The organism is Acidobacteriota bacterium (genome assembly GCA_016184105.1).
Lineage (GTDB): Bacteria > Acidobacteriota > Vicinamibacteria > Vicinamibacterales > 2-12-FULL-66-21 > JACPDI01.
Genome location: JACPDI010000006.1, coordinates 41,367 through 63,298, shown reverse-complemented (window position 1 = coordinate 63,298; position 21,932 = coordinate 41,367). Strand labels below are relative to the sequence as shown.

20 protein-coding genes and 1 pseudogene are annotated in these 21,932 nt (G+C 67.5%); all 21 read left to right on the top strand.

Features of this window, described 5'->3' with window-relative positions; genetic code table 11:
* The first annotated feature begins 169 nt into the window (after positions 1–169).
* The 21 genes and pseudogenes from HYU53_01350 to rpmF all read left to right on the top strand — a co-directional run bounded on the left by HYU53_01350 (position 170) and on the right by rpmF (position 21,866).
* A pseudogene (locus tag HYU53_01350) lies at positions 170–2,568 on the top strand (ATP-dependent Clp protease ATP-binding subunit).
* A 71-nt stretch (positions 2,569–2,639) separates the two neighbouring features.
* Complete coding sequence (gene bamA, locus HYU53_01345; protein ID MBI2219834.1) at positions 2,640–4,853, top strand: outer membrane protein assembly factor BamA; 2,214 nt, start codon at positions 2,640–2,642, stop codon at positions 4,851–4,853.
* Positions 4,754–5,104, top strand: coding sequence for a BamA/TamA family outer membrane protein (locus HYU53_01340; protein ID MBI2219833.1), 351 nt, complete (start codon positions 4,754–4,756; stop codon positions 5,102–5,104). The genes bamA and HYU53_01340 overlap by 100 nt, the downstream gene beginning before the upstream one ends.
* Positions 5,105–5,144: 40 nt before the next feature.
* Positions 5,145–5,783 carry an OmpH family outer membrane protein gene (locus HYU53_01335; GenBank protein ID MBI2219832.1) on the top strand — a complete coding sequence of 213 codons (639 nt, stop codon included), beginning with the start codon at positions 5,145–5,147 and terminating at the stop codon, positions 5,781–5,783.
* 107 nt (positions 5,784–5,890) lie between these two features.
* Positions 5,891–7,117, top strand: coding sequence for an acyl-ACP--UDP-N-acetylglucosamine O-acyltransferase (lpxA, locus tag HYU53_01330; GenBank protein ID MBI2219831.1), 1,227 nt, complete (start codon positions 5,891–5,893; stop codon positions 7,115–7,117).
* The gene (gene lpxI, locus HYU53_01325; protein MBI2219830.1) at positions 7,117–7,938 is read left to right on the top strand and encodes a UDP-2,3-diacylglucosamine diphosphatase LpxI; all 822 of its coding nucleotides are present in this window, start codon (positions 7,117–7,119) and stop codon (positions 7,936–7,938) included. Before lpxA ends, lpxI begins: the two co-directional genes overlap by 1 nt.
* The gene (locus HYU53_01320) at positions 7,935–8,870 is read left to right on the top strand and encodes a Gfo/Idh/MocA family oxidoreductase (protein ID MBI2219829.1); all 936 of its coding nucleotides are present in this window, start codon (positions 7,935–7,937) and stop codon (positions 8,868–8,870) included. The genes lpxI and HYU53_01320 overlap by 4 nt, the downstream gene beginning before the upstream one ends.
* A gap of 14 nt (positions 8,871–8,884) precedes the next feature.
* Entirely contained in the window at positions 8,885–10,342 is a 1,458-nt protein-coding gene (locus HYU53_01315) for a menaquinone biosynthesis decarboxylase (GenBank protein MBI2219828.1), read from the top strand.
* Positions 10,327–11,157, top strand: a complete 831-nt coding sequence (locus tag HYU53_01310) for a hypothetical protein (GenBank protein MBI2219827.1) — start codon at positions 10,327–10,329, stop codon at positions 11,155–11,157. The genes HYU53_01315 and HYU53_01310 overlap by 16 nt, the downstream gene beginning before the upstream one ends.
* Positions 11,154–11,945 (top strand): menaquinone biosynthesis protein, encoded by a 792-nt coding sequence (locus HYU53_01305; protein MBI2219826.1) that lies wholly within the window; start codon positions 11,154–11,156, stop codon positions 11,943–11,945. The genes HYU53_01310 and HYU53_01305 overlap by 4 nt, the downstream gene beginning before the upstream one ends.
* Entirely contained in the window at positions 11,945–13,156 is a 1,212-nt protein-coding gene (gene mqnC, locus HYU53_01300; GenBank protein ID MBI2219825.1) for a dehypoxanthine futalosine cyclase, read from the top strand. The genes HYU53_01305 and mqnC overlap by 1 nt, the downstream gene beginning before the upstream one ends.
* Positions 13,153–14,388 carry an amidohydrolase family protein gene (locus HYU53_01295; GenBank protein ID MBI2219824.1) on the top strand — a complete coding sequence of 412 codons (1,236 nt, stop codon included), beginning with the start codon at positions 13,153–13,155 and terminating at the stop codon, positions 14,386–14,388. The genes mqnC and HYU53_01295 overlap by 4 nt, the downstream gene beginning before the upstream one ends.
* 30 nt (positions 14,389–14,418) lie before the next feature.
* The gene (locus HYU53_01290) at positions 14,419–15,273 is read left to right on the top strand and encodes a UbiA family prenyltransferase (GenBank protein ID MBI2219823.1); all 855 of its coding nucleotides are present in this window, start codon (positions 14,419–14,421) and stop codon (positions 15,271–15,273) included.
* A complete protein-coding gene (locus HYU53_01285) occupies positions 15,263–15,877 on the top strand; it encodes a UbiX family flavin prenyltransferase (GenBank protein ID MBI2219822.1) in 615 nt (204 codons plus the stop codon). The genes HYU53_01290 and HYU53_01285 overlap by 11 nt, the downstream gene beginning before the upstream one ends.
* 53 nt (positions 15,878–15,930) lie before the next feature.
* Positions 15,931–16,602 (top strand): bifunctional demethylmenaquinone methyltransferase/2-methoxy-6-polyprenyl-1,4-benzoquinol methylase UbiE, encoded by a 672-nt coding sequence (gene ubiE, locus HYU53_01280; protein MBI2219821.1) that lies wholly within the window; start codon positions 15,931–15,933, stop codon positions 16,600–16,602.
* A 69-nt stretch (positions 16,603–16,671) separates the two neighbouring features.
* Positions 16,672–17,628, top strand: a complete 957-nt coding sequence (locus HYU53_01275; protein ID MBI2219820.1) for a TonB C-terminal domain-containing protein — start codon at positions 16,672–16,674, stop codon at positions 17,626–17,628.
* A gap of 97 nt (positions 17,629–17,725) precedes the next feature.
* Complete coding sequence (gene miaA, locus HYU53_01270) at positions 17,726–18,661, top strand: tRNA (adenosine(37)-N6)-dimethylallyltransferase MiaA (protein MBI2219819.1); 936 nt, start codon at positions 17,726–17,728, stop codon at positions 18,659–18,661.
* Between the two features lie 93 nt (positions 18,662–18,754).
* Positions 18,755–19,939 (top strand): phosphopentomutase, encoded by a 1,185-nt coding sequence (locus tag HYU53_01265; protein MBI2219818.1) that lies wholly within the window; start codon positions 18,755–18,757, stop codon positions 19,937–19,939.
* 11 nt (positions 19,940–19,950) lie between these two features.
* Positions 19,951–20,997: a deoxyguanosinetriphosphate triphosphohydrolase gene (locus HYU53_01260; protein ID MBI2219817.1), complete on the top strand. Its 1,047-nt coding sequence runs from the start codon at positions 19,951–19,953 to the stop codon at positions 20,995–20,997.
* A gap of 69 nt (positions 20,998–21,066) precedes the next feature.
* Complete coding sequence (locus tag HYU53_01255; GenBank protein ID MBI2219816.1) at positions 21,067–21,600, top strand: DUF177 domain-containing protein; 534 nt, start codon at positions 21,067–21,069, stop codon at positions 21,598–21,600.
* Between the two features lie 83 nt (positions 21,601–21,683).
* A complete protein-coding gene (gene rpmF, locus HYU53_01250) occupies positions 21,684–21,866 on the top strand; it encodes a 50S ribosomal protein L32 (GenBank protein MBI2219815.1) in 183 nt (60 codons plus the stop codon).
* The last annotated feature ends 66 nt before the right edge of the window (positions 21,867–21,932 follow it).

Genomic DNA, 21,932 nt, shown 5'->3' with positions numbered 1-21,932 from the left:
CCGGCCGGGGAGAAGTGTGACGGTCCCCTTTTCTAGGTCAGTCGCGGTAAAGCCCAGTGTGCTGCGGACTTAGACGCGAGGACTGCTGGCGGAGGGGGGAGCTTTGCCTTATAATGACCCCAGGTTGCCGATGCCGAGCGACCGCACCCCCTTCTCCTAGGACGTCAGGATGTTCGAACGGTACACGGAACGGGCGCGACGTGTCCTCTTCTTCGCGCGATACGAGGCCAGCCAGCTCGGGAGTGTCTCGATTGAAACCGAACACCTCCTGCTCGGGCTGATCCGGGAGGGGAAGGGACTTACCAGCCGGATTTTCGCGCGGTCGCACCTCTCCCTCGAAACGATTCGCAAGGAAATCGAGGGGCGCACGGTCTTCCGCGAGAAGGTCTCGACCTCCGTCGAGATTCCTTTCAGCGCCGAAACCAAGCGCGTGCTGCAGTACGCGGCCGAGGAAGCCGACCGGCTCCTGCACAACTACATTGGCACCGAGCACCTGCTGCTCGGCATCCTGCGCGAAGAGCGCTCGGTCGCGGCGACGATCCTCATGGAAAAGGGCATGCGCCTCAGCGCGGTCCGCGAGGACATCGTCCAGCTGCTCAACGAGAAGACGACGCTCACGCGTGTGAAGGAGACGCCGCTCCTCGCCGAGTTCTCGCGCGATCTCACCGAAGCGGCGATGAAGAGCCAGCTCGACCCGCTCGTGGGCCGTCACGAAGAACTCGAGCGCGTGCAGCAGGTCCTCTGCCGCCGCACCAAGAACAACGCGGTCCTCATCGGCGAGCCGGGCGTCGGCAAGACCGCCATCGTCGAAGGGCTGGCGCAGAAGATCGTCTGCGGCGACGTGCCGCACTTCCTGGCGGACAAGCGCATCCTCGCGCTGGACATCTCGCTCATCGTCGCCGGGACGAAGTATCGCGGCCAGTTCGAAGAGCGCCTCAAGGCGATCATGAAGGAGCTCATCGAGAACCCGAACATCATCGTGTTCATCGACGAGCTGCACACGCTGGTGGGCGCCGGCTCCGCGGAAGGCTCGCTCGACGCCGCCAACATCCTGAAGCCTGCGCTCTCGCGCGGCGAGATCCGCTGCATCGGCGCGACGACGCCGGCCGAGTACCGCAAGTACATCGAGAAGGACCGCTCGCTCGAGCGCCGCTTCCAGGCGATCAAGGTGGACCCGCCGTCGGAGAAGGACACGATCCAGGTGCTGATGGGCGTGAAGGACCGCTACGAGCAGTTCCACCACGTCGAATACACGCACGAGGCGATCGAAGCCGCGGTGTAATCGACCTGGTGGACGAGGCGGGCGCGCGGGCGAAGCTGCGCGAGGCGGGCTACAGCGAGGAGTTAGGCGAGATCAACAAGTCGATCCGCGTGGCCGTCGAGCAGATGGAGACCGCGGTCGCGGCGAAGGACTACCAGAAGGCGGAAGCGTTCCGCGAGCAGGAGGCCGTCGCGCGCGAGAGCCTGCAGTTCGTCCGCGAGAAGTTCGACGTGAAAACCAGCTCGCGCCGCGTCGTCGTCGGCAAGGGTGACATCGACGAAGTGGTGGCGAAGTGGACGGGCGTCCCCGTCGCGTCGCTCAACCAGGATGAGAGCGAGAAGCTGCTCCGCATGGAAGGGGAGCTGCACCGCCGCGTCATCAGCCAGGAGCGCGCCATCTCCGCGCTCTCGCGGGCGATCCGCCGCTCGCGCGCCGGGCTGAAGGCGCCCACGCGCCCGGTCGGCAGCTTCGTGTTTCTCGGGCCGACCGGTGTCGGCAAGACCGAGCTGGCGCGCGCGCTCGCCAACTTCCTGTTCGGCAGCGACAGCGCGCTGATTCGCTTCGACATGTCCGAGTACATGGAGAAGCACTCCGTGTCCAAGCTGATTGGCTCCCCTCCGGGGTACGTCGGCCACGAAGAGGGCGGGCAGCTGACCGAGAAGGTGAAGAGGAAGCCCTACTGCGTGGTGCTGCTCGATGAAATCGAGAAGGCGCACCCGGACCTGTTCAATATTTTGCTGCAGGTCTTCGAGGACGGCCACCTGACGGACGGCCTCGGCAACCGGGTGAACTTCAAGAACACGATCATCATCATGACGTCGAACATCGGCGCGCGCTTCATCCAGAAGAAGGCGTCGATGGGATTCGCGTCGAGCGATCAGCGCGAGATCAACAAGAGCGTGTCGGACATGGTGCTCGGCGAGGTGAAGCGCACCTTCAACCCCGAGTTCATCAACCGCATCGACGAGATCATCGTGTTCGATCCGCTGTCGGATGACGACCTGCGGCTGATCACGCGGCTGCTCGTGGACCAGTTGAACCTGAACCTCACCGATCGCCGCCTGCAGGTGGCGCTGACGCCGGATGTGGTCGACTGGATCATCGACGTGACGTGCAAGGACCGCTCGTACGGCGCGCGTCCGCTGCGGCGGGCGATCCAGCGTCATGTCGAAGACCCGCTCTCCGAGGAGCTCATCAGGGGGCAGCTAAAGGAAGGCACGATCGAGGTTTATCTCGATGGCGGGCAGCTCGCCTGGCGCGCCGCCGGGCAGACCGGCTCCGGCCGGCTACTGGCCACGAACGTCTAAAGTCCAGTAGACTAGCTGTTTCGCGTCCCTTCACTATGGTGCTACAAGCGTGTACCCGCCCGCTGGCGGGCGTGTTGATTGCTGTCGGGATCACGACGTCCGCCTTCGCCGGCCAGCAGACTTCGCCGGCTTCGGCGGGGCAGGCCCCTGTTCCGCAACTGCCGGCGCAGACGCCGTCTGCGGCCCTGCCGCCCGCCGGGTCGCCGCCCGTCGTCCGCTTTGTCGAAATCAAGTCCACCAAGCAGAACGACGCGCTCGCGATTGATCCGGAGACCTACCTCTATTACATCCAGACCAAGCCGAGCTCGGCGCAGTTCGGCCGATGGGTGCCGTACAGCGAGCAGGTGGTGCTCGAGGATTTCAAGCGGTTGTGGGCGACGAATTTCCTCGATGACCTCACGATCGACGTGAAGGACGCCCCGTATCCGAACGGCGTCATCGGGAAGCACATCATCTTCGACCTCGAAGAGCGCCAGCGCGTGAAGATCGTCGACTACGTGGGCTCGAAGCGGGTCGAGCAAGCGAAGATCGAAGAGAAGCTCCGGGAGAAGAACTCGCAGATCCGGATGGACTCGTTCATCGATCCGGGTCTCGTGCAGCGCGTCCGCAACACGGTCCACGAGCTGTACGCGGAGAAGGGCTATCTCTACGCAACCGTCACCCCCGAGATCAAGCCGATCGCGGGCGGCCCCAAGCTGGTGCACCTCACCTTCACCATCGACGAGGGACCGAAGGTGAAGATCCGCGACGTCGAGTTCGTGGGGAACCAGGCGATCTCGGACGGCAAGCTCGCGGGCAAGATGAAGGAGAACAAAGCCAGGGGCTTCTTCTCGTTCATCACCGGCGGGGGCACCTACAAGGAAGACAAGTTCGCCGAGGACGCGGAGAAGGTCACGGAGTACTACCGCGAGAGAGGCTACATCGGTGCCCGCGTCGGGAATCCCGAGCTGAAGGTCCTCGAGGACTCCACCGACAAGAAGTCGCGCTGGATCCAACTCCGCATTCCGGTGACCGAGGGGCAGCGGTATCGCGTCGGCGACTTCAAGTTCGAGGGGCAGACCGTCGTCAAGGACGAGGCGCTGCGGCCGCTGTTCAAGGTCAAGGCGGGCGACTGGTACAACGAGAAGGACATCCGCAAGGGGCTGCAGAAATCGCAGGAGATCTTCGGCTCCGGCGGGTACATGGAATTCACCGGCTTCCCGGACCTGAGCCCGCGCGAAGGGCAGCAGGTCAAAGGCGCGCCCATCGTCGACGTGACGATGAGGATGCAGCCCGGCAAGCAGTACTTCGTCAACCGGATCATCTTCGTCGGCAATACGACCACGCGCGACAACGTCATCCGCCGCGAGATGCGGCTGTTCGAGGCCGGCGTGTTCAACACCGAGGCGTTGAAGTTCAGCATCAAGCGCCTCAACCAGCTCGGGTACTTCAAGCCGCTCGAGGGCAACGATTCCATCAACGTCCAGAAATCGCCCAGCGAAGAGAACAAGGTCGACGTCACGCTGAAGTTCGAGGAGCAGAACCGCAACCAGCTCACGTTCGGCGCGGGCGTGTCGCAGTTCGAGGGCTTCTTCGGCCAGCTGTCGTTCCAGACGTCGAACTTCCTCGGCCGCGGCGAGACGTTCACGCTCTCGGCGCAGCAGGGGGTCCGGGCGAAGAACTACCAGATCGCATTCACCGAGCCGTTCCTGTTCGACCGGCCGATCACCGCGGGCATCGACACCTTCATCCGGGAAATCCGGTACATCGGGCTGTTCACGCAGGCCTCGGCGGGCGGCAATTTCGTCTTCGGCTTCCCGCTGCGCGATTTCACGCGCATGTTCGTGAACTACAGCTACGAGCGGACGAAGGTGAAGGAGCTGAACGACGCGTACCTCGATCCGGAGGTCCAGGCGCGCAACCCGTTCCTGGCCGATTCGCTCCTGCTCGGCCAGGGAGGGCGGCGGACGATCAGCAAGATCACGCCGAGCGTGGTCCACAACACGGTGGACAACCCGATTTTCCCCACCGCCGGGCGTCGTTATACCGCGTCGATCGACTACGCGGGCATCGGCGGCGACACGAACTTCTACAGCCCGACGGTCGAAGGCGTCTGGTACATCCCGCAGTCGCGCCGCGTTTCGATTGGCCTCCGGGCGCAGGCGCAGTACATCGCGCCGTGTTGTTCCTCGGCGGCGAATACAGCGTGCGCGGCTTCGACATCCGGACCAGCGGGCCGCGCGACCCCGAGACGGCCATCGTCATCGGCGGCAACAAGAGCCTGCTGTTCAATGCGGAGTACCTGATTTCGATTGCCGGGCCTGTGCGGCTCGTGCTGTATTACGACGCCGGCCAGGTGCAGGATGCAGGGCGCAAGTTCGCGATGCGCGATTTCCGGACGTCGACGGGGGCCGAAGTCCGGTTCTTCATGCCGGTGTTGAACGTGCCATTCCGGCTGATCTTCGCCTACAATCCGCAGCGCGAAGGCGTGCTGGACAACAGCTTCCGGCCGCAGCAGAAGTTCAACTTCCGGTTCGCGGTGGGTTCGACCTTCTAGACACTTACTTGGAGAGGACGACGACAGTATGAGAGGCGTAATGATTCCCGCGGTGCTGGCCGTCATGCTCGGTGCCGCACCTGTGTTTGCGCAGGCTGCCGGGCAGCAGCCCGCGCCAAAGCCGGCCGCCCCTGCCACCCAGGCCCCCGCGCAGCCCGCCCCCGCCCAGCAGCCGCCCGCGGCGCAGCCGCAGCCGCCGCGCCCCTTCCCCGAGGGGGCGAAGATCGCGTACGTGCAGCTGCCGCTCATCGCGCAGAACTCCACGGAGGGCAAGGCGGCCTCGGCGAGGATCCAGGAGCTGCAGTCGAAGAAGCAGGTGGAGCTGCAGGAGAAGAACAAGTCGCTCCAGGCGGCGCAGCAGAAGCTCACGTCGGGCGGCACCGTCCTGAACGACCAGGCGCGCGCCCAGCTCGAAAAGGATATCGAGCGCCAGCAGCGTGAAATCCAGTTCGCGCAGCAGAACGCGCAGGCGGAAGTCCAGGACCTCACGGCAGACCTGCAGGAGCAGTTCCGGCAGAAGCTGGTGCCGATCCTGAACCAGATCGGCGAGGAGCGCGGGCTCCACTTCATCTTCAGCGCGGGCGATGCCGGCTTCATCTACGCCAACCCGGGGCTCGACCTGACGCAGGAAGTCATCAAGCGCCTCGACACGAGGGCGACCGCCGCCCCCAAGCAGTAGAGCGGGACGAATTTGAGGATTTGACATTTGAGGATTCGAAATCCTCAAATCCTCAAATCCTCAAATTCTTGATACAGTTCTCTTTCGTGCCCTCGTCCATCCCCCAGATTCTCGATCGCCTCCACTACCGCTATCCTTCGCTGCTCGTCGACGACGTGGTGGAGTACGAGGCGGGCCGGCGCATCGTCGCGGTCAAGAACGTCACCGTCAACGAGGATTTTTTCCAGGGGCATTTTCCGGGGGCGCCGCTGATGCCCGGCGTGCTCATGATCGAGACGCTGGCGCAGGCGGCCACGCTGCTGCTGATGCAGGAGAGCGGGGGGCCGGCGCTGCGCGCCCGGCTGCGTGGCGTCGACAACGCGAAGTTCCGGCGGCAGGTGGTTCCCGGCGACCGGCTGACGCTGGAGGTGACGCTTGGCAGGCGGCGCGGCGCGGTGACCCGCGCGCAGGCGGTGGCGAGCGTCGAGCAGAATGTCGTCGCCGAGGCGGAGCTGGTGATGACCGTCACCGAGGACGTGGCGGCGATTCACCCGACGGCGATCGTCCACCCGGGCGCCGCGATTGGCGACGGCTCGGTCATCGGGCCGCATGCGATCATCGGCCCGGATGTCCGGATCGGGCGCCGCTGCTCGATTGGCGCGTCGAGCGTGATCGACGGCTGGACCGAAATCGGCGACGAATGCGAGGTCTACCCGATGTGCTCGATCGGGCTCGTGCCGCAGGACCTCAAGTTCCACGGCGAGAAGACGCGCCTCAAGATCGGGGACCGGAACGTGTTCCGCGAGTTTGTCACGATCCATCGCGGGACGCACGGCGGCGGCGGCGTCACGACGGTCGGCGATCACAACTTCTTCATGGCCTACGTGCACGTCGCGCATGACTGCCACGTGGGCAGCCATACGATCTTCGGCAATGCCGCCACGCTTGGCGGCCACGTCGAGGTGGACGACTTCGCGACGATCAGCGCGTTTTCCGCCGTGCACCAGTTCTGCCGGATCGCGCGGCACGCGTTCATCGGCGGCGCGTCGATCGTGACGAAGGATGCGCTGCCGTTCGCGAAGTCGGTCGGCAACCGCGCGCGCCTCTACGGCCTGAACACGATCGGCCTGGTCCGCCGCGGGTTTCCGCCCGACGTGGTGGCAAAGCTCAAGCGCGCGTACCGGCTCCTGATGGTCTCGAAGCTGAACACCAGCCGGGCGCTCCACCAGATCGAGCACGATCCGGAGCTGCAGTGCGACGAGGTCCGCTACCTGCTCGACTTCATCCGCAGCTCGAAGCGCGGCGTGGTCCTGCGGCGCCCGACCCGCCGCGATGAAATGGTGGCCGACGACTGATGCACATCGGCCTCATTGCGGGAAACGGCCGGTTCCCGTTCCTCGTGCTCGACGGCGCGCGCAGCATGGGCCACGACGTCACGGTCGTGGCCATCAAGGAAGAGACGTTCCCCGAAATCGACGAGGCGGCGGCACGCGGCGGGCGCAAGTCGGCCGTGCATTGGATGTCGCTCGGCCAGCTCGGGAAGGCCATCGACGTGCTCAAGACGGCGGGCGTCACGCGCGCGGTCATGGCGGGGCAGGTCAAGCACGTGAAGATCTTCTCGGGCATCGTTCCGGACCTCACGCTGCTCTCCGTCCTGCGCCGGCTCACGGCGCGCAACACGGACGCGCTGATTTCCGCGGTCGCCGACGTCATGCGCGAGCACGGCATCGATCTCATCGACTCGACGACGTTCCTCGCGCCGCTGCTGGCGCGCGAGGGGGTCCTGACGCGGCGTGCCCCCACGGACGAAGAGCGCGGGGATTTCGCGTTCGGCTACCGGATCGCCGATGCCATCGCGGCGCTCGACGTGGGGCAGACCATCGCCGTGAAGCACAAGGCGGTCGTGGCGGTCGAGGCCATGGAGGGGACCGACGAGGTGATCGGCCGTGCGGGATACCTCGCCGGGCCCGGTGTGCGCGTCGTCAAGGTCGCAAAGCCGGGGCAGGACATGCGATTCGACGTGCCCGTTGTGGGGTTGCTGACGATGACGGCCATGCGGCGCGCGGGGGCCTCGGCGTTGTCCATCGACGCGGGGAAGACGCTCGTGCTCGACGGCGACGCGTTCTTCGACTCGGCCAACGAGGCGGGCATCGCCATCGTCGGGAGGCAGCGGTGAGCGACGTCCGCATCGCGGTGATTGGCGTTGGCCACCTTGGAAAGCACCACGCGCGAATCCTGGCGTCGCTGGCCGGCGCGCGGCTCGTGGCGGTCGTGGACATCAACGAGGCCCGCGCGAAGGACGTCGCGGCGCAGCACGGCACGCGCGCGCTGACCGACTCCCGCGCGGTGCTAGGCGACGTCGACGCGGTGTGCGTCGCGGTGCCCACCGAGCGCCACCTGGACGTGGCCCGTCCGTTCCTCGAGCGTGGCATCGCGACCCTCGTGGAGAAGCCGATTGCGCGCTCCGTGGAGGAAGCCGACGCGCTCGTCGCCGCGGCTGAACAGGGGGGCGCGGTGCTGGCCGCCGGCCACACGGAGAGATATAACCCGGCCGTCCAGGCGTCACTGCCGCTCGTCACCACGCCCCGGTTCGTCGAGGTGCACCGGCTCGGCGTCTTCCCGGAGCGCTCGCTGGACATCGACGTCGTCTTCGACCTGATGATTCATGACCTCGACGTCGTGTCCGCCCTCGTGCGCTCGCCGGTGGTGTCGATCGAGGCGGTCGGCATTCCCGTGCTGACGCCGCGCGTGGACATCGCCAACGCCCGGCTGCGTTTCGAGTCCGGCTGTATTGCGAACATCACCGCCAGCCGGATCAGCCGCGACCGCGTGCGAAAGATCCGGTTCTTCCAGCCGGATGCGTACATCTCGATCGATTACGCCGCGAAAGAAGTCGAGGCGTATCGGCTGGCGCGGCGCGACGGCCAGCGGCCCGCGATCGAAGGGGGCAAGCTGCCGGTGCCGCAGGACGAGCCGCTCGCGCTGGAGCTGGCGGATTTCGTGGCGGCCGCACGGGAGCGGCGACAACCGATGGTGACTGGCGAGGACGGCCGCCGCGCGGTGGTTCTGGCTGACCAGATCACGCGCGAGATCCAGGCAGGAATGTGAACGGGTTCACTGCGGTGTTCAACGACATCAACGACTTCGTCGCCGCACTCGACAAGCACCACGAGCTGGCCCGCATCACCGAGCCGGTCTCGCCGGACCTCGAGATCTGCGCCGTCGCCGATCGCGTGTCGAAGAGCCCCGGCGGCGGTCCGGCGTTGCTGTTCGAGCAGCCGGCCGGGTTCCAGGTGCCCGTCGCCGTCAATCTCTTCGGATCGATGAGCCGCATCTGTCTCGCGCTCGGCGTGAAGACGCTCGACGAACTCGCGCACCAGGTCGACGAGCTGACCACGCCGAAGATGCCCGGTGGCCTGCTGGACGCGGTCAGGATGCTGCCGATGCTGGCGCGCATCAAGGACGTCATGCCGCGCATCGTGAAGGACGCGCCGTGCCAGGAGGTGGTGCGCCGCGACGGCACGCTCGACGACCTTCCCATCCTCAAATGCTGGCCGGAGGATGGCGGCCGCTACATCACGCTGCCCCTGGTCATCACGAAGGACCCGGAGACGGGCATGCGCAACATCGGCACGTATCGCATGCAGGTCTTTGACGGCCGGACGACCGGCATGCATTGGCAGCGGCACAAGGGCGGCGCGCAGCATCACCGCGTGGCCGAGCGGCTCGGGCGGCGGCTCGATGTCGCCGTCGCGCTCAGCCCGGACCCCGTGCTCGCGTACTCGGCGACCGCGCCGATGCCCGAGGGGCTCGACGAGCTGATGCTCGCCGGCTTCATCCGGCGCGAGCGCGTCGACCTGGTGAAGTGCGTCACGTCGGACCTCGAGGTGCCCGCCAACGCCCACATCGTTCTCGAGGGATACGTCGAGCCGGGCGAGCGGCGCGTCGAGGGGCCCTTCGGCGATCACACCGGCTTCTATTCCCTCGCGGAGGAGTATCCCGTCTTCCACCTGACGTGCATCACGCACCGGAAGAACCCCACCTACCTCACGACCGTGGTAGGCGTGCCGCCGATGGAGGACTACTACCTTGGAAAGGCAAGCGAGCGGATTTTCCTGCCGCTCATCAGGAAGACGCTCCCGGAAATCGTGGACATGCACTTCCCGGCGGCGGGGATTTTCCACAACATCGTGCTGATCTCGATCGACAAGCGCTATCCAGGACACGCGCGCAAGATCATGAACGCGGTCTGGGGCCTCGGCCAGCTGATGTTCTCCAAGTGCGTGGTCATCGTGGACAAGGACGTCGACGTGCAGGACGAGCACGAAGTGGCGTGGATCGCGGGCACGCACGTCGATCCGGCCCGCGATATCCAGTTCACGACCGGGCCGATGGACGACCTGGAGAACGCGTCGAACGTTCCGGCCTACGGCGGGAAGATGGGCATCGACGCGACGCGGAAATGGGCGTCGGAAGGCTTCACGCGCGAGTGGCCGAAGCGCATCGCCACGAGCGAGGCCGCCGGCCGGCGCGCGCAGGAGTTGTGGTTGAAGATTGCCAGAGGATGGAGCGCGAAGTGATCGCCGGCGTGACGCGAGCCGACGCGGAGCGGCTGCTCGAGACGAAGGACCTGATTGCCGTGGGCGTGCAGGCCGACGACCGGCGGCGGCAGCTGCGCGGTGACAACGTGACGTTCCTCCGCGTGCTCGACGTGCCTGCGGAAGGCCCCGTGCCCGCCGTCGCGCCGGATACCGGCGAGATTCGCATTCTCGGCCTCGCCCCCGATTCCGAGTCGGCGCTTGCGCGCATCCGCGAGGTGGCGGCCCGTGCCGGCGGCGTGCCGGTCAGCGCGGGGGCGCTTCACGAGATTTCAGGCGCGTTCGCGAAGCGCATGAAGGCGGCGGGCGCGGCGCTGGTCGCCGAGGCCGCCGTCGATCGCCGGCTCGATCGCTCCGCCATCGACGATGTGCGCGCGGCGGGGCTGGACGTGGCGCGGTGGGTCGTGCAGTCGTACACGCCGCTGGCCACGCTCGACCTGTTCGAGCACGTGCGTGCGCTCGGACCGCTGCGCTCGTTCGCGCCGCTGCCGCGCGCCATCGATCCGGTGTCGCCCACCACCGGGTATGAGGACGTGAAGGTCGTGGCGGTGGCGCGCCTGTTCCTGCCGGAGGTCGCCTCCATTTCCGTTGACTGGTCGCTGTACGGGCCGAAACTGGCGCAGGTCGCGCTGACCTTCGGGGCGGACGATCTGGATGGCGTGCCGGCAGAATCCGGCGGCGCCAGCCTGCTCGGCCCGCGGCGCGCGACGATCGAGGAGGTGAGGCGTAACATCCGCGCGGCCTCACGGACGCCGGTGATGCGCGACGCCCGGTTCGAGGCGATTCCCGAGCCATGACCCGCGCGCGGCTCGGGGCCGTCCATTACCTGAACGTACGGCCGCTGATCTATCGGCTCCACGAGGATCCGCTCTTCGACCTGCGGTTCGATGCGCCGTCGCGCTGCGCCACGCTGCTCGCTGAAGGAGCCATCGATCTCGGCACGATTCCCTCGATCGAATACGCGCGGGCCGACGACTACCGGATCGTGCCTGGCCTGTCGATTTCGTCTCTGGGAGAGGTCGCGTCGGTTGCGCTCTTTTCGCGGGTGCCCGTCGAGCGGGTGCGCACGATCGCGGCCGACACCAGCTCGCGGACCTCCGTCGCGCTGCTGCAGATTCTGTGCGCCCGCCGGTTCGGCATCATGCCGGACCTGCGGCCGATGGCGCCCGACCCGGAACGGATGCTCGCCGCGTGCGACGCCGCGTTGATCATCGGCGACCCCGCGCTGTTCCTCGACCAGGACGCGATGGGTGTGCTGAAGGTCGACCTCGGGGCGGAGTGGCTCGCCCTGACGGGGCAGCCGTTCGTGTGGGCGATGTGGGTCGGACGGCCGGGCGCCGCCGATGCCGCCGTCATCCGCCGCCTGCAGCGCGCGCGCGACGAGGGCCTGGCGCACACCGACGAGATCGCGGCGGACTATTCCCGAGGAGACGGCCGCCGCGCCGCGATCGGCACGCGTTATCTGAGGGATAATATGCGCTACGGGCTCGGCGGGTCCGAGCAGGCCGCGCTCGCCACGTACTACCGCGAAGCCGCGGCGCTTGGTCTTGCTCCCGCGGCCAGAACACCGCGATTGTTCGATTGATGACGAGCATCATCGCACGTGCCGCTGCCAAGGTCCGCGACGGCGAACGGCTGACGCCGGCCGAGTCGGTGGAAATGTACCTTCACGCGCCGCTGCCGCTCCTCGGGGAGCTGGCGGACGTGGTCCGCGAGCGCAAGCACCCCCGGCGCGTGGCGACCTACATCATCGATCGCAACGTGAACTACACCAACGTGTGCGTGGCGCGGTGCAGCTTCTGCGCGTTCTACCGCCCCGTGGGGTCGTCGGACGGTTACGTGCTCGGGTTCGACGAGATCTTCCGCAAGATCGACGAGACGATCGAACTCGGCGGCGGCCAGCTCCTGCTGCAGGGGGGGCATAACCCCGACCTGCCGCTGGAGTGGTACGAAGACCTGTTTCGCGCGGTGAAGGCGCGCTATCCCTCCTTCCGCCTTCACGCCCTCTCGCCGCCAGAGATCATTCACCTCACGCGCATGTCGCGGCTGTCGATCGCAGGCGTGATCGAGCGGCTGATCGCGTCCGGCCTCGACAGCATCCCGGGCGGCGGCGCCGAGATCCTGGTCGACCGTGTCCGCAAGGCGCTCAACTGCTACAACAAGGCCACGTCGGACGAGTGGCTCGAGGTCATGCGCCAGGCGCATCGCGCCGGCCTTCGCACCACCGCCACGATGATGTACGGCACCGTCGATACGCCCGACGAGCGCATCGAGCACATGCTGCGGCTGCGGGCGCTGCAGGACGAGGTGGGAGGCTTCACGGCGTTCATCGCGTGGAGCTACCAGCCGGAGCACACCGAGCTTGGAGGCGTGCAGGCGACCGGCCTCGAGTATCTCCGCACGCTCGCCACCGCGCGTCTCGTGCTGGACAACTTCCCCAACCTCCAGGCGTCGTGGGTGACGCAGGGGGGGAAGGTCGGGCAGTTGAGCCTCGCCTACGGCGCGAACGACATGGGCAGCGTCATGATCGAAGAAAACGTCGTCCGCGCGGCGGGCGCCGCGTACTGCATGGACGAAGTGGAGATCGTGCGCAACATCGAGGATGCCGGCTTCACCGCCAGGCGGCGCAACATGCACTACGAGATCCTCGGGGAGCCCATCTTCCGCCAGAAAGAGGTGCGGCGCATGCTGAATCTCGCCGTGGCCCGCGAAGAAGGGGACGGCTCGGTGCCCGCCGAGCTGGCGAATTACCCCGCCAGAAGCGCCTCGGAAAAACGCCGCCGCGCCCTCCAGTGAGCACGCTCTACCGGGCGGACTGGATTCTTCCCATCGAGTCGCCGCCAATCCATGACGGCTGGGTGTTGGTGGACGAACGCCGCATCGCGGAGGTGGGAGCCGGTCCGCCTCCGCCGGTCCGCAACGAGGCGACCCTCGGATCGGTTGCCGTCCTGCCAGGCCTCGTGAACGCCCACACGCATCTGGAATTGTCCGGGATGCGCGGGCGCGTGCCTCCATCCTCCCGCGTGTCCGGCTGGATCCGCGATCTCATGCGGCTGCGACGGGAGGGGCATCGCGACGATCCGCTCGCGATGGCGGCGGCGGTCGGCGAGCTGAGGCGATGCGGCACGTCGCTTGTCGGCGACATCACGAACACGTTTGCGAGTTTCCATGCGCTCGCGGCGAGCCCGATCGGCGGCTGCGTCTTCTACGAGCTGCTCGGATTCAATCACCCGCGGCCGGCCGAGCGCGTGGCTGAAGCCGCCGCGATGACACGAGAGGCGAACCGGCGCGCCGCGGACGCCGGCAGCAGTGGCGCGGGCCTTCCAGGCCCGCGAGTGCGCGCCTCAGTTGTCCCGCACGCACCCTACTCGGTCTCGCCGGCGCTCTTCCGCGAGATCGCCGCGCTGGCCGAGGCGGAGCAGTGGGTCACCAGCGTGCATCTCGGCGAGTCTGCCGAGGAGATCGAGTTCCTGCGCACCGGGCGCGGGCCGTGGCGCGATCTGATCGAGGAGCTCGGCGTCTGGAACGACGGGTGGCGCGCGCCGGGATGCGGCCCGGTCGCGTACCTGGACACGCTGAGCGCTCTCACGCGCCGCACGCTCATCGTCCATGGCGTGCAGCTCACCGACGATGACCTGGCGAGAGTTCGCGACAGGGGCGCGACCGTCGTAACCTGTCCCCGCAGCAACGAGTGGGTGGGGGCGGGGCAGGCGCCCATTGCGCGCTTCTACGCGTCCGGCGTCCGCGTTGCGGTGGGAACCGACAGCCTGGCAAGCTGTCCCGACCTGAATCTGTTTTCCGAGCTGGCCGCAATGCGGCGCCTCGCGCCGGACGTGCCTGCCTCACGCCTGCTGCACAGCGCCACGCTGGCGGGCGCCGAGGCGCTCGGGTGTGCTGGCGAGCACGGCGCGTTGTCCGCAGGGCGGCGCGCCGACCTCATCGCCGTCGGCGTCCCCGCGGGGACGACGGATGTGGAAGAATGTCTGTGCTCGGGGATCCAGCCGGACTCCGTCCGTTGGCTCGCCTGACAATCTGGCCTCCGGTACCTGGCCTCTGAAATGTTGACGCGCATCCGAACCTACGCCTCGTTCGTTCGTTTCAGCCACTCGGTCTTTGCCCTGCCGTTCGCCCTGACGGGCGCGCTGCTGGCGTCGCGCCAGGTGCCGCTGACCTGGGCGCGCGTGCTTTGGATCGTCGTCGCGATGGTAGCTGCGCGCTGCGCCGCGATGGGCTTCAACCGGCTGGCCGACGCGCGGTACGACGCGCAGAATCCGCGCACGTCCAGTCGCGAGTTGCCCCGCGGCGTGATGTCCGAGCGCGAAGCCGCCGCCTTCGTTCTCGTCGCCGCGGCGGTGTTCGTGTATGCCGCGTATCGCCTGGGCCCCATCTGCCTGGCGCTGTCGCCGGTCGCCCTCGCGATCGTCTTCTGGTACTCGCTCGCGAAGCGGTACACCGCCTACACGCAACTGTTCCTCGGCCTCGCGATGGCCGTGGCGCCGGTCGGTGGCTGGCTGGCGGCCGGTGGGCGCGGCGGCTGGGAGCCGTGGTTGCTCGCGATCGCGATCGGCGCGTGGGTGGGGGGCTTCGACGTGCTCTACGCCTGCCAGGATCTGCCGCATGACGTCGCGCAGGGCCTGCGGTCGATTCCCGTGAAGTACGGCGTACGGCGCTCCCTCGTCATCTCCCGTGTCATGCACGTCGTCACGGTGGTGGCGCTCGCCGCCCTGGCGGCCATCGTGCCGCTCGGCGGCATCTACCTGGCCGGCGTCGCCTTTGTCGCGATACTCCTGGTCTACGAGCAGTCGCTCGTGCGCGAGGACGACCTCTCGCAGGTCAAGAAGGCTTTCGACATGAACGGGTACGTCGGCATCGTGTACTTCCTGACCACCGCGGCGGCGCTCTATGCCGGCTGACGCCCGCCGCACGATTGCGATCGCGATGACCGGCGCGAGCGGCGCCCTCTACGCGGTGCGCACGATGGCCGCGCTGCTCGAGCGCGGGTGTCACCTGGAGCTGGTGGTCTCGGACTACGGCCGCCGCCTGCTCCGCGACGAGCTGGGCGAGGAGGCCGCCGTCGAGCGGCTGGGCGCCTTTCTCGAGTCCAAGTACGGCAGCGATGTGACCCGGGGCTCGTTCGAGCTGCACAGCAACAGGGACCTCGGTGCCGCGATCGCGAGTGGCAGCCACCGCTGCGACTCGATGGCGATCGTACCGTGTTCGATGAAGACGCTGGCCGGCGTTGCCCATGGCCTCTCGCGCAACCTCGTGGAGCGTGCCGCGGACGTCATGCTGAAGGAGCGGCGCACGCTGGTGATCGTCCCGCGCGAGACGCCGATGAGCCTGCCGCAGCTTCGGAACATGGCGTTGTGCGCCGAAGCGGGCGCGATGATTCTGCCGGCGATGCCCGCCTTCTACCAGATGCCGAAGACGATCGACGACCTCGCGGATTTCATGGCCGGCAAGATTCTCTCCGCGCTCGGCTTCACGCACGAGTTGTATCCGGCGTGGAAAGGCTGATCGCGACGCCGGTGCCCAGCGCCCCTGACAAGAGCCCTCAGAAGATCGCGCAGATGTTCGACGCGATCGCGGGCCGGTACGACTTCCTGAATCATCTCCTGAGCCTCGGGATCGATCGCCGCTGGCGGCGGCGCGCGGTGCGCGAGCTGGAGCTGGCGCAGGGAAGCCGCGTGCTGGACCTTTGCACCGGGACGGCGGATCTTGCGCTTGCCGCGCTCGAGGGCCCGCGCGACGCCGGTCGATCCGTGATCGGCATCGATTTCTCCGCGGCCATGCTGCGTTGTGGACGCGAGAAGCTCGCGCGGCTCGGCGAACCGCGCGTCGCGCTCGCTCGCGGCGACGCGATGCACCTGCCGCTGCCGGACCAGTCGGTCAACGCCGTCACCATCGGGTTCGGCATCCGAAACGTGGAGCGCCCCGACGTGGCGACGCGGGAGATCGTCCGCGTCCTGAAACCCGGCGGCCGGCTGGCGATCCTCGAGTTCGGCACTCCAACGCTGCCAGGCCTGCGCGCGGCGTATTTGTTCTATTTCCGGCGCGTCTTGCCCCTCATCGGCCGCCTGATCTCACGTCATAACGACGCGTATTCGTATCTGCCGGCCTCCGTCGCGGCGTTTCCGTCGCCCGACGCCTTTCTCGCGCTCCTCCGTGACGCCGGTTTTTCCGACGTCCGTGTCGTCTCTTTGACCTTCGGCGTCGTCTATCTCTTTAGTGCCCGAAAATAGACGAACGCGGGGTCAGGCCACGAAAAAAGTGATATTTCGGGATCTGACCCCTATAATCGTAAATAGCTGATGTACTTCGACTTCGAGGACGCGCACCCGGAAACGCCGACGCTGACGGCTCCCATCTCGCTGCGCGAGGGGGTGCTGCTGTCGATCATCGCGCACCTGGTCCTCGTCGTCCTGATTCTTGCGGGGCCCAGGCTGCCCTTCATCCGCGCGTTCCTCGCCGAGCAGCAGCAGGCGGAAGAACAGCGCCGCGCCGAGCTCCTCGAGCAGCAGCGCCAGCAGCAGCCGCGCTTTGTCTTCATGCAGCCGCGCGTCGAGATGCCGCCGCCCCGGACGCCCGCGCGACGGCCGGAGCTTTCGGATCGCGACCGCGTCGCCGGCGGACCCGAGCGGGCGGTCGACCCGACGAACCCGATGCCGTTTTCGCGCGGCAACACCACGGAAAAGGTGGATTCCGACCTGGCGCGCCGGCAGCGGCAGGCGATGGAGGAGTCGCGGAGCGCCGCCGGCAGCAACGGCACCAGCATCGCGCCGTTGCCGCAGGCGCCCGCCGGCGCGATGACGATCCCGCGCGAGACGCGGCCGGGCACAGAGCGCGGCTCCGGCGGCGTGATTGGCGACGCGCTGCGGAACATCCAGCGCTACGCTACCGGAGAGCGATTTCAGAATCTCGGCGGCGGCGCGGACCAGAACTACCCGACGATCCAGTTCGACTCGAAAGGGGTCGAGTTCGGGCCGTGGATTCGCCGCTTCATCGCGCAGGTGAAACGCAACTGGATGATTCCGTATGCCGCCATGTCGATGCGCGGCCACGTGGTCCTCACCTTCTACGTGCACAAGGACGGCCGCATCAGCGAGTTGACGCTGGCCGGCCCCTCGGCGGTCGGCGCGTTCAACAACGCGGCGTATAACGCGCTCTCCTGGTCCAACCCCACGCAGCCGCTGCCATCCGAGTATCCGGACGACCGCGCGTTCTTCACGGTGACGTTCTTCTACAACGAGCAGCCGCCGCAGAACTGACGATGGTCCGCTTTACGCGCTCCCAGCAGCTGGGCCTCCTGGTCCTTCTCGTGCTCCTCGCGCTGCTGGCGCTCGCGCGCAGCGCGGCCCTCGGCTCGTGACGACACCAGCCTCTCCGCGGCTCCTCGCGGTTCTCGGCCCCACCGCGACCGGCAAGAGCGCCCTCGGCGTTGCGCTCGCCAGCCGTTTCGGCGGCGAGATCGTCGCGTGCGACTCCACGGCCGTGTACCGTGGCTTCGACATCGGCACTGACAAGGTGCCGCCCGTCGAGCAGCGCGGCATCCCTCATCACATGGTGAATGTCGCCGACCCGCTCGAAGAGTACTCCGCCGCGCGATACGCGCGCGAGGCGGAGGCGGCCGTTCGGGACATCTCCGCGCGCGGGCGGCTGCCGATTCTCGTCGGCGGGACCGGATTCTATTACCGCGCGCTCACGCGCGGGCTCTTTCCGGGACCCGGTCGCGACTCCCGCATGCGCGCGCGGCTCGTGCGCGTCGCAGAGAAGCGTGGCCCGGAGCGGCTGCATCGCTGGCTGGCGCGCATCGACCCCGAATCGGGGCGGCGAATCCAGCCGCGCGATCTCAAGCGCATCGTCCGCGCGCTGGAGGTGTACTGCCTCACGGGGCGCCCGCTCACGCAGCATTTCGCCGAGACGCGCGCCCCCCTCGCGGATTACGCGGTGACGGCCATCGCCTTGTCGCTGCCGAACGACCGCATCGCGGACCGCGTGGCGCGCCGCGTCGAATCGCAGTTCGCCCGCGGCATCATCGACGAGGTGAAAGGCCTGCTGGCGGGCGGGCTGCCCGAGGCCGCGCACCCGTTCACGGGCCTGGTCTACCGGCAGGTGCTCGAGTACCTGCACGGCGTGCGCGACGAGCAGGAGACGCGCGCGCTCATCGTCCTGGAGAACCGGCATTACGCGCGCCGCCAGTTGATCTGGTTCCGGAAAGAGCCTAATCTACGATGGATTCACGGCGCCGGCGAAGATCCCGCCACGCTGCACGCGGCCGAACAGGTCATCGGGGGACTCTAAGGGGTCGGGAGCCTTTTTCGGCCACCGATTCCCGTCGAAAAAGGCTCCCGACCCCTTTTATCAGTGTCTTTCACTCGCGCCATCCTCATCGTCATGGACAGCGTCGGCATCGGCGAGTTGCCCGACGCCGCCGCGTACGGAGACCAGGGGAGCAACACGCTCGGCAACATCGCCCGCAACCGGCGGCTGCAGATTCCCACGCTCCGCTCGCTCGGCCTGCCGCGCGTGGTGCCGCTGCGCGACGTCGAGCCGATCGCCAGTCCGATCGCGTGCTACGGCCGGATGGCGGAGGCATCGGCCGGCAAGGACTCGGTGACCGGGCACTGGGAGATCGCTGGAATCGTCCTCGACAGTCCGTTTCCGACGTTTCCGCGGGGGTTTCCCCAGGATCTGCTCGCAGCCTACGAGGCACGCATCGGCCGGCGCGTGCTCGGCAACACCGTGGCATCGGGCACCGCGATCATCGATGCGCTCGGCGCGGAACACATGCGCACGGGACTGCCGATCGTGTACACATCGGCCGACAGCGTCTTCCAGATCGCCGCGCACGAGGAGATCGTTCCCGTGCCGGAGCTGTATCGCTTCTGCGAGGCGGCGTACGAGATGGTCGGCGAGGGGCTCGGCGTCGGCCGCGTGATCGCGCGCCCCTTCGTGGGCGTGCCCGGGCGCTTCACGCGGACGGCCAACCGCAAGGACTACGCGCTGCCGCCGCGCGGCGAGACGCTCCTCGACCGGCTCCAGGCGGCTGGATGGCCGGTCGTCGCCGTCGGCAAGATCGAGGATCTGTTCGCCGGCCGCGGCGTCTCGCGCGCCATCCACACCGCGAGCGACGACGAGGGGATGGATGTCGTCGAGCGGATGATGGAGGAAACCGAGCGCGGGCTGATTTTCGCGAACCTCGTGGACTTCGACACGCAGTTCGGCCACCGCAACGACGTGGCGGGATACGCCGCGAACATCGAGCGCTTCGACGCGCGGCTTGCCGAGATCCTGCCGCGGCTGCGCGCGGGCGACCTGCTGGTCGTCACGGCGGACCACGGCAACGATCCGACAACGCCAAGCACCGACCATTCGCGGGAGTACGTGCCACTGCTCGTGACCGGCCCGCAGGTCGAACAGGGGGTCGACGTGGGCACGCGCAGCACGTTCGCCGACCTGGGGCAGACGCTCGCGGATCTGTTCGGCGTCGGGCCGCTCGCCAACGGGACGAGCTTCCTGCGCGAGATCAGGAAGGGGGACAGTCACACTTCTTCCCCGCGATCGGAGGAAGAAGTGTGACTGTCCCCCTTATCCGCGAGCAGCTCGAACAGCGCGAGCGCGAGTTCCTGGCCCCGCAGGCGGCCAAGAGCGCCGACAGCCGGGGGCGGCTCCGCGACGAGCCCCAGGACCCGATCCGCCCCGTGTTCCAGCGCGACCGCGACCGGGTCATCCATTGCAAGGCGTTCCGGCGGCTCAAACACAAGACGCAGGTGTTCTTCGCGCCGCGAGGCGATCACTATCGCACGCGCCTCACGCACACACTCGAGGTCTCGCAGATCGCCCGCAGCATCGCGAAGGTGCTGCGCCTGCACGAAGAGCTGACCGAGGCGATCGCGCTCGGGCACGACCTCGGGCACACGCCGTTCGGTCATGCCGGCGAGCGCGTGCTGGCCGCCCTCGTGCCCGGCGGCTTCGAGCACTACGCGCAGAGCCTTCGCATCGTCGACGTCCTGGAGCGCGACGGCAACGGCCTGAACCTCACCTGGGAAGTCCGTGACGGCATCGCGCGGCACTCGAAAGGGAAGCACGGCCTGCCGGTCGGCGCGCCGCCCGAACACCGCGCGAGCACGATCGAAGGGCAGATTGCGCGCGTGGCGGACATCATCGCCTACGTCAATCACGACATCGATGACGCCGTCCGCGCGGGACTGATGACCGGCGAAGATCTGCCGAAGGCCGCCGTCGAGCGACTCGGACGCACCTCCTCCGAGCGTATCGGCACCATGGTGACCGACGCCGTGCTGCGGACGCTCGAGGGAAACCTGGCCGAAGTTCGGATGAGCGACGAGGTCCTCGACGCGACCCTCCAGCTCCGGAGCTTCCTGTTCGAAACGGTCTACGAGAACGGCATCGCCACCGCGGAATTCAAGAAAGCGACCGGGATTCTCGGCGGATTGTGGGAGAAAGTCCGTGAGCGCCCCGAAGAGTTCCTCGACCAGCGCACCATGGCCACCGAAGGCCTGGATGCCGCGGCGCGCGATTTTCTCGCCGGGATGACCGACCGCTACGCGATCGGCCTCTTCGAGCGGCTGTTCATTCCCAGGCCGTGGGTCGATTTACGGTCGGCCGGTTTGTGACCCTCTGCCTCAGCTTTGATATAATCGGGGTTTCGTCCGCCCGGTGGCGGGGCCGACTATATGTCCGCGATGTTGCTCGAACTCAGCAAGATACAGTCGCCCCGGGAACGGCTCGACTACACCTGGCCCGAGAGCGCGCTCGACACGAGCGAGGACGAGTTCGACGTCGTGGCGCCAATCCATCTCGAGCTGGAAGTGCAGAAGGCGGGGGAGGACAGGTTTCGCCTCGTCGGCCGGGCGCGGACCACGCTCGAAGCGGCATGCAGCCGATGCGTGGAGCCGTTCCGGATTCCGATCGACGCGCCCTTCGACCTGTCGTACCTGCCGCAGGCGGACAACGCCGGCGAGCCGGAGCGTGAGATCCAGGACGACGATCTGAGCACCTCGTTTTACCGGGATGGCACGATCGACCTGGGCGGGCTGCTCCGCGAGCAGTTTTACCTGGCGCTGCCGATGAAACCGTTGCACGACGAGCACTGCAGAGGGCTCTGCCCGCTGTGCGGCACGAACCTGAATCGCGAGACGTGTGAGTGCAAGGTGGCGTGGGAAGACCCGCGGCTCGCCGGCCTCAAGTCGCTGCTCGACGAGAAGAAGACAAACTAGGCGCAAGCGGCGTCACGGATGCAGAGTTGCGACTCGAATGACCGACGCCGCCGCGCGAAGGCCGCCCCGCGAGGGCTAAAAAAATGCCGAATCCAAAACGACGCCATTCCAAGTCGCGAACTGCCAAGCGGCGCGCTCACGACGCGCTCAAGCCGCTGACGCTCGGCCAGTGCCCGCAGTGTCACGAATCCAAGCGCCCACACCAGGTGTGCCCGCACTGCGGGTACTACAAGGGACGACCGGCCCGGCAGGTGGAGGAAGCCTGATCAGAGGCCAGGGACCAGAGGCGTCGGGGTTCGGCGACCAACGGCCACCGAGTGCCGGTCACCTTC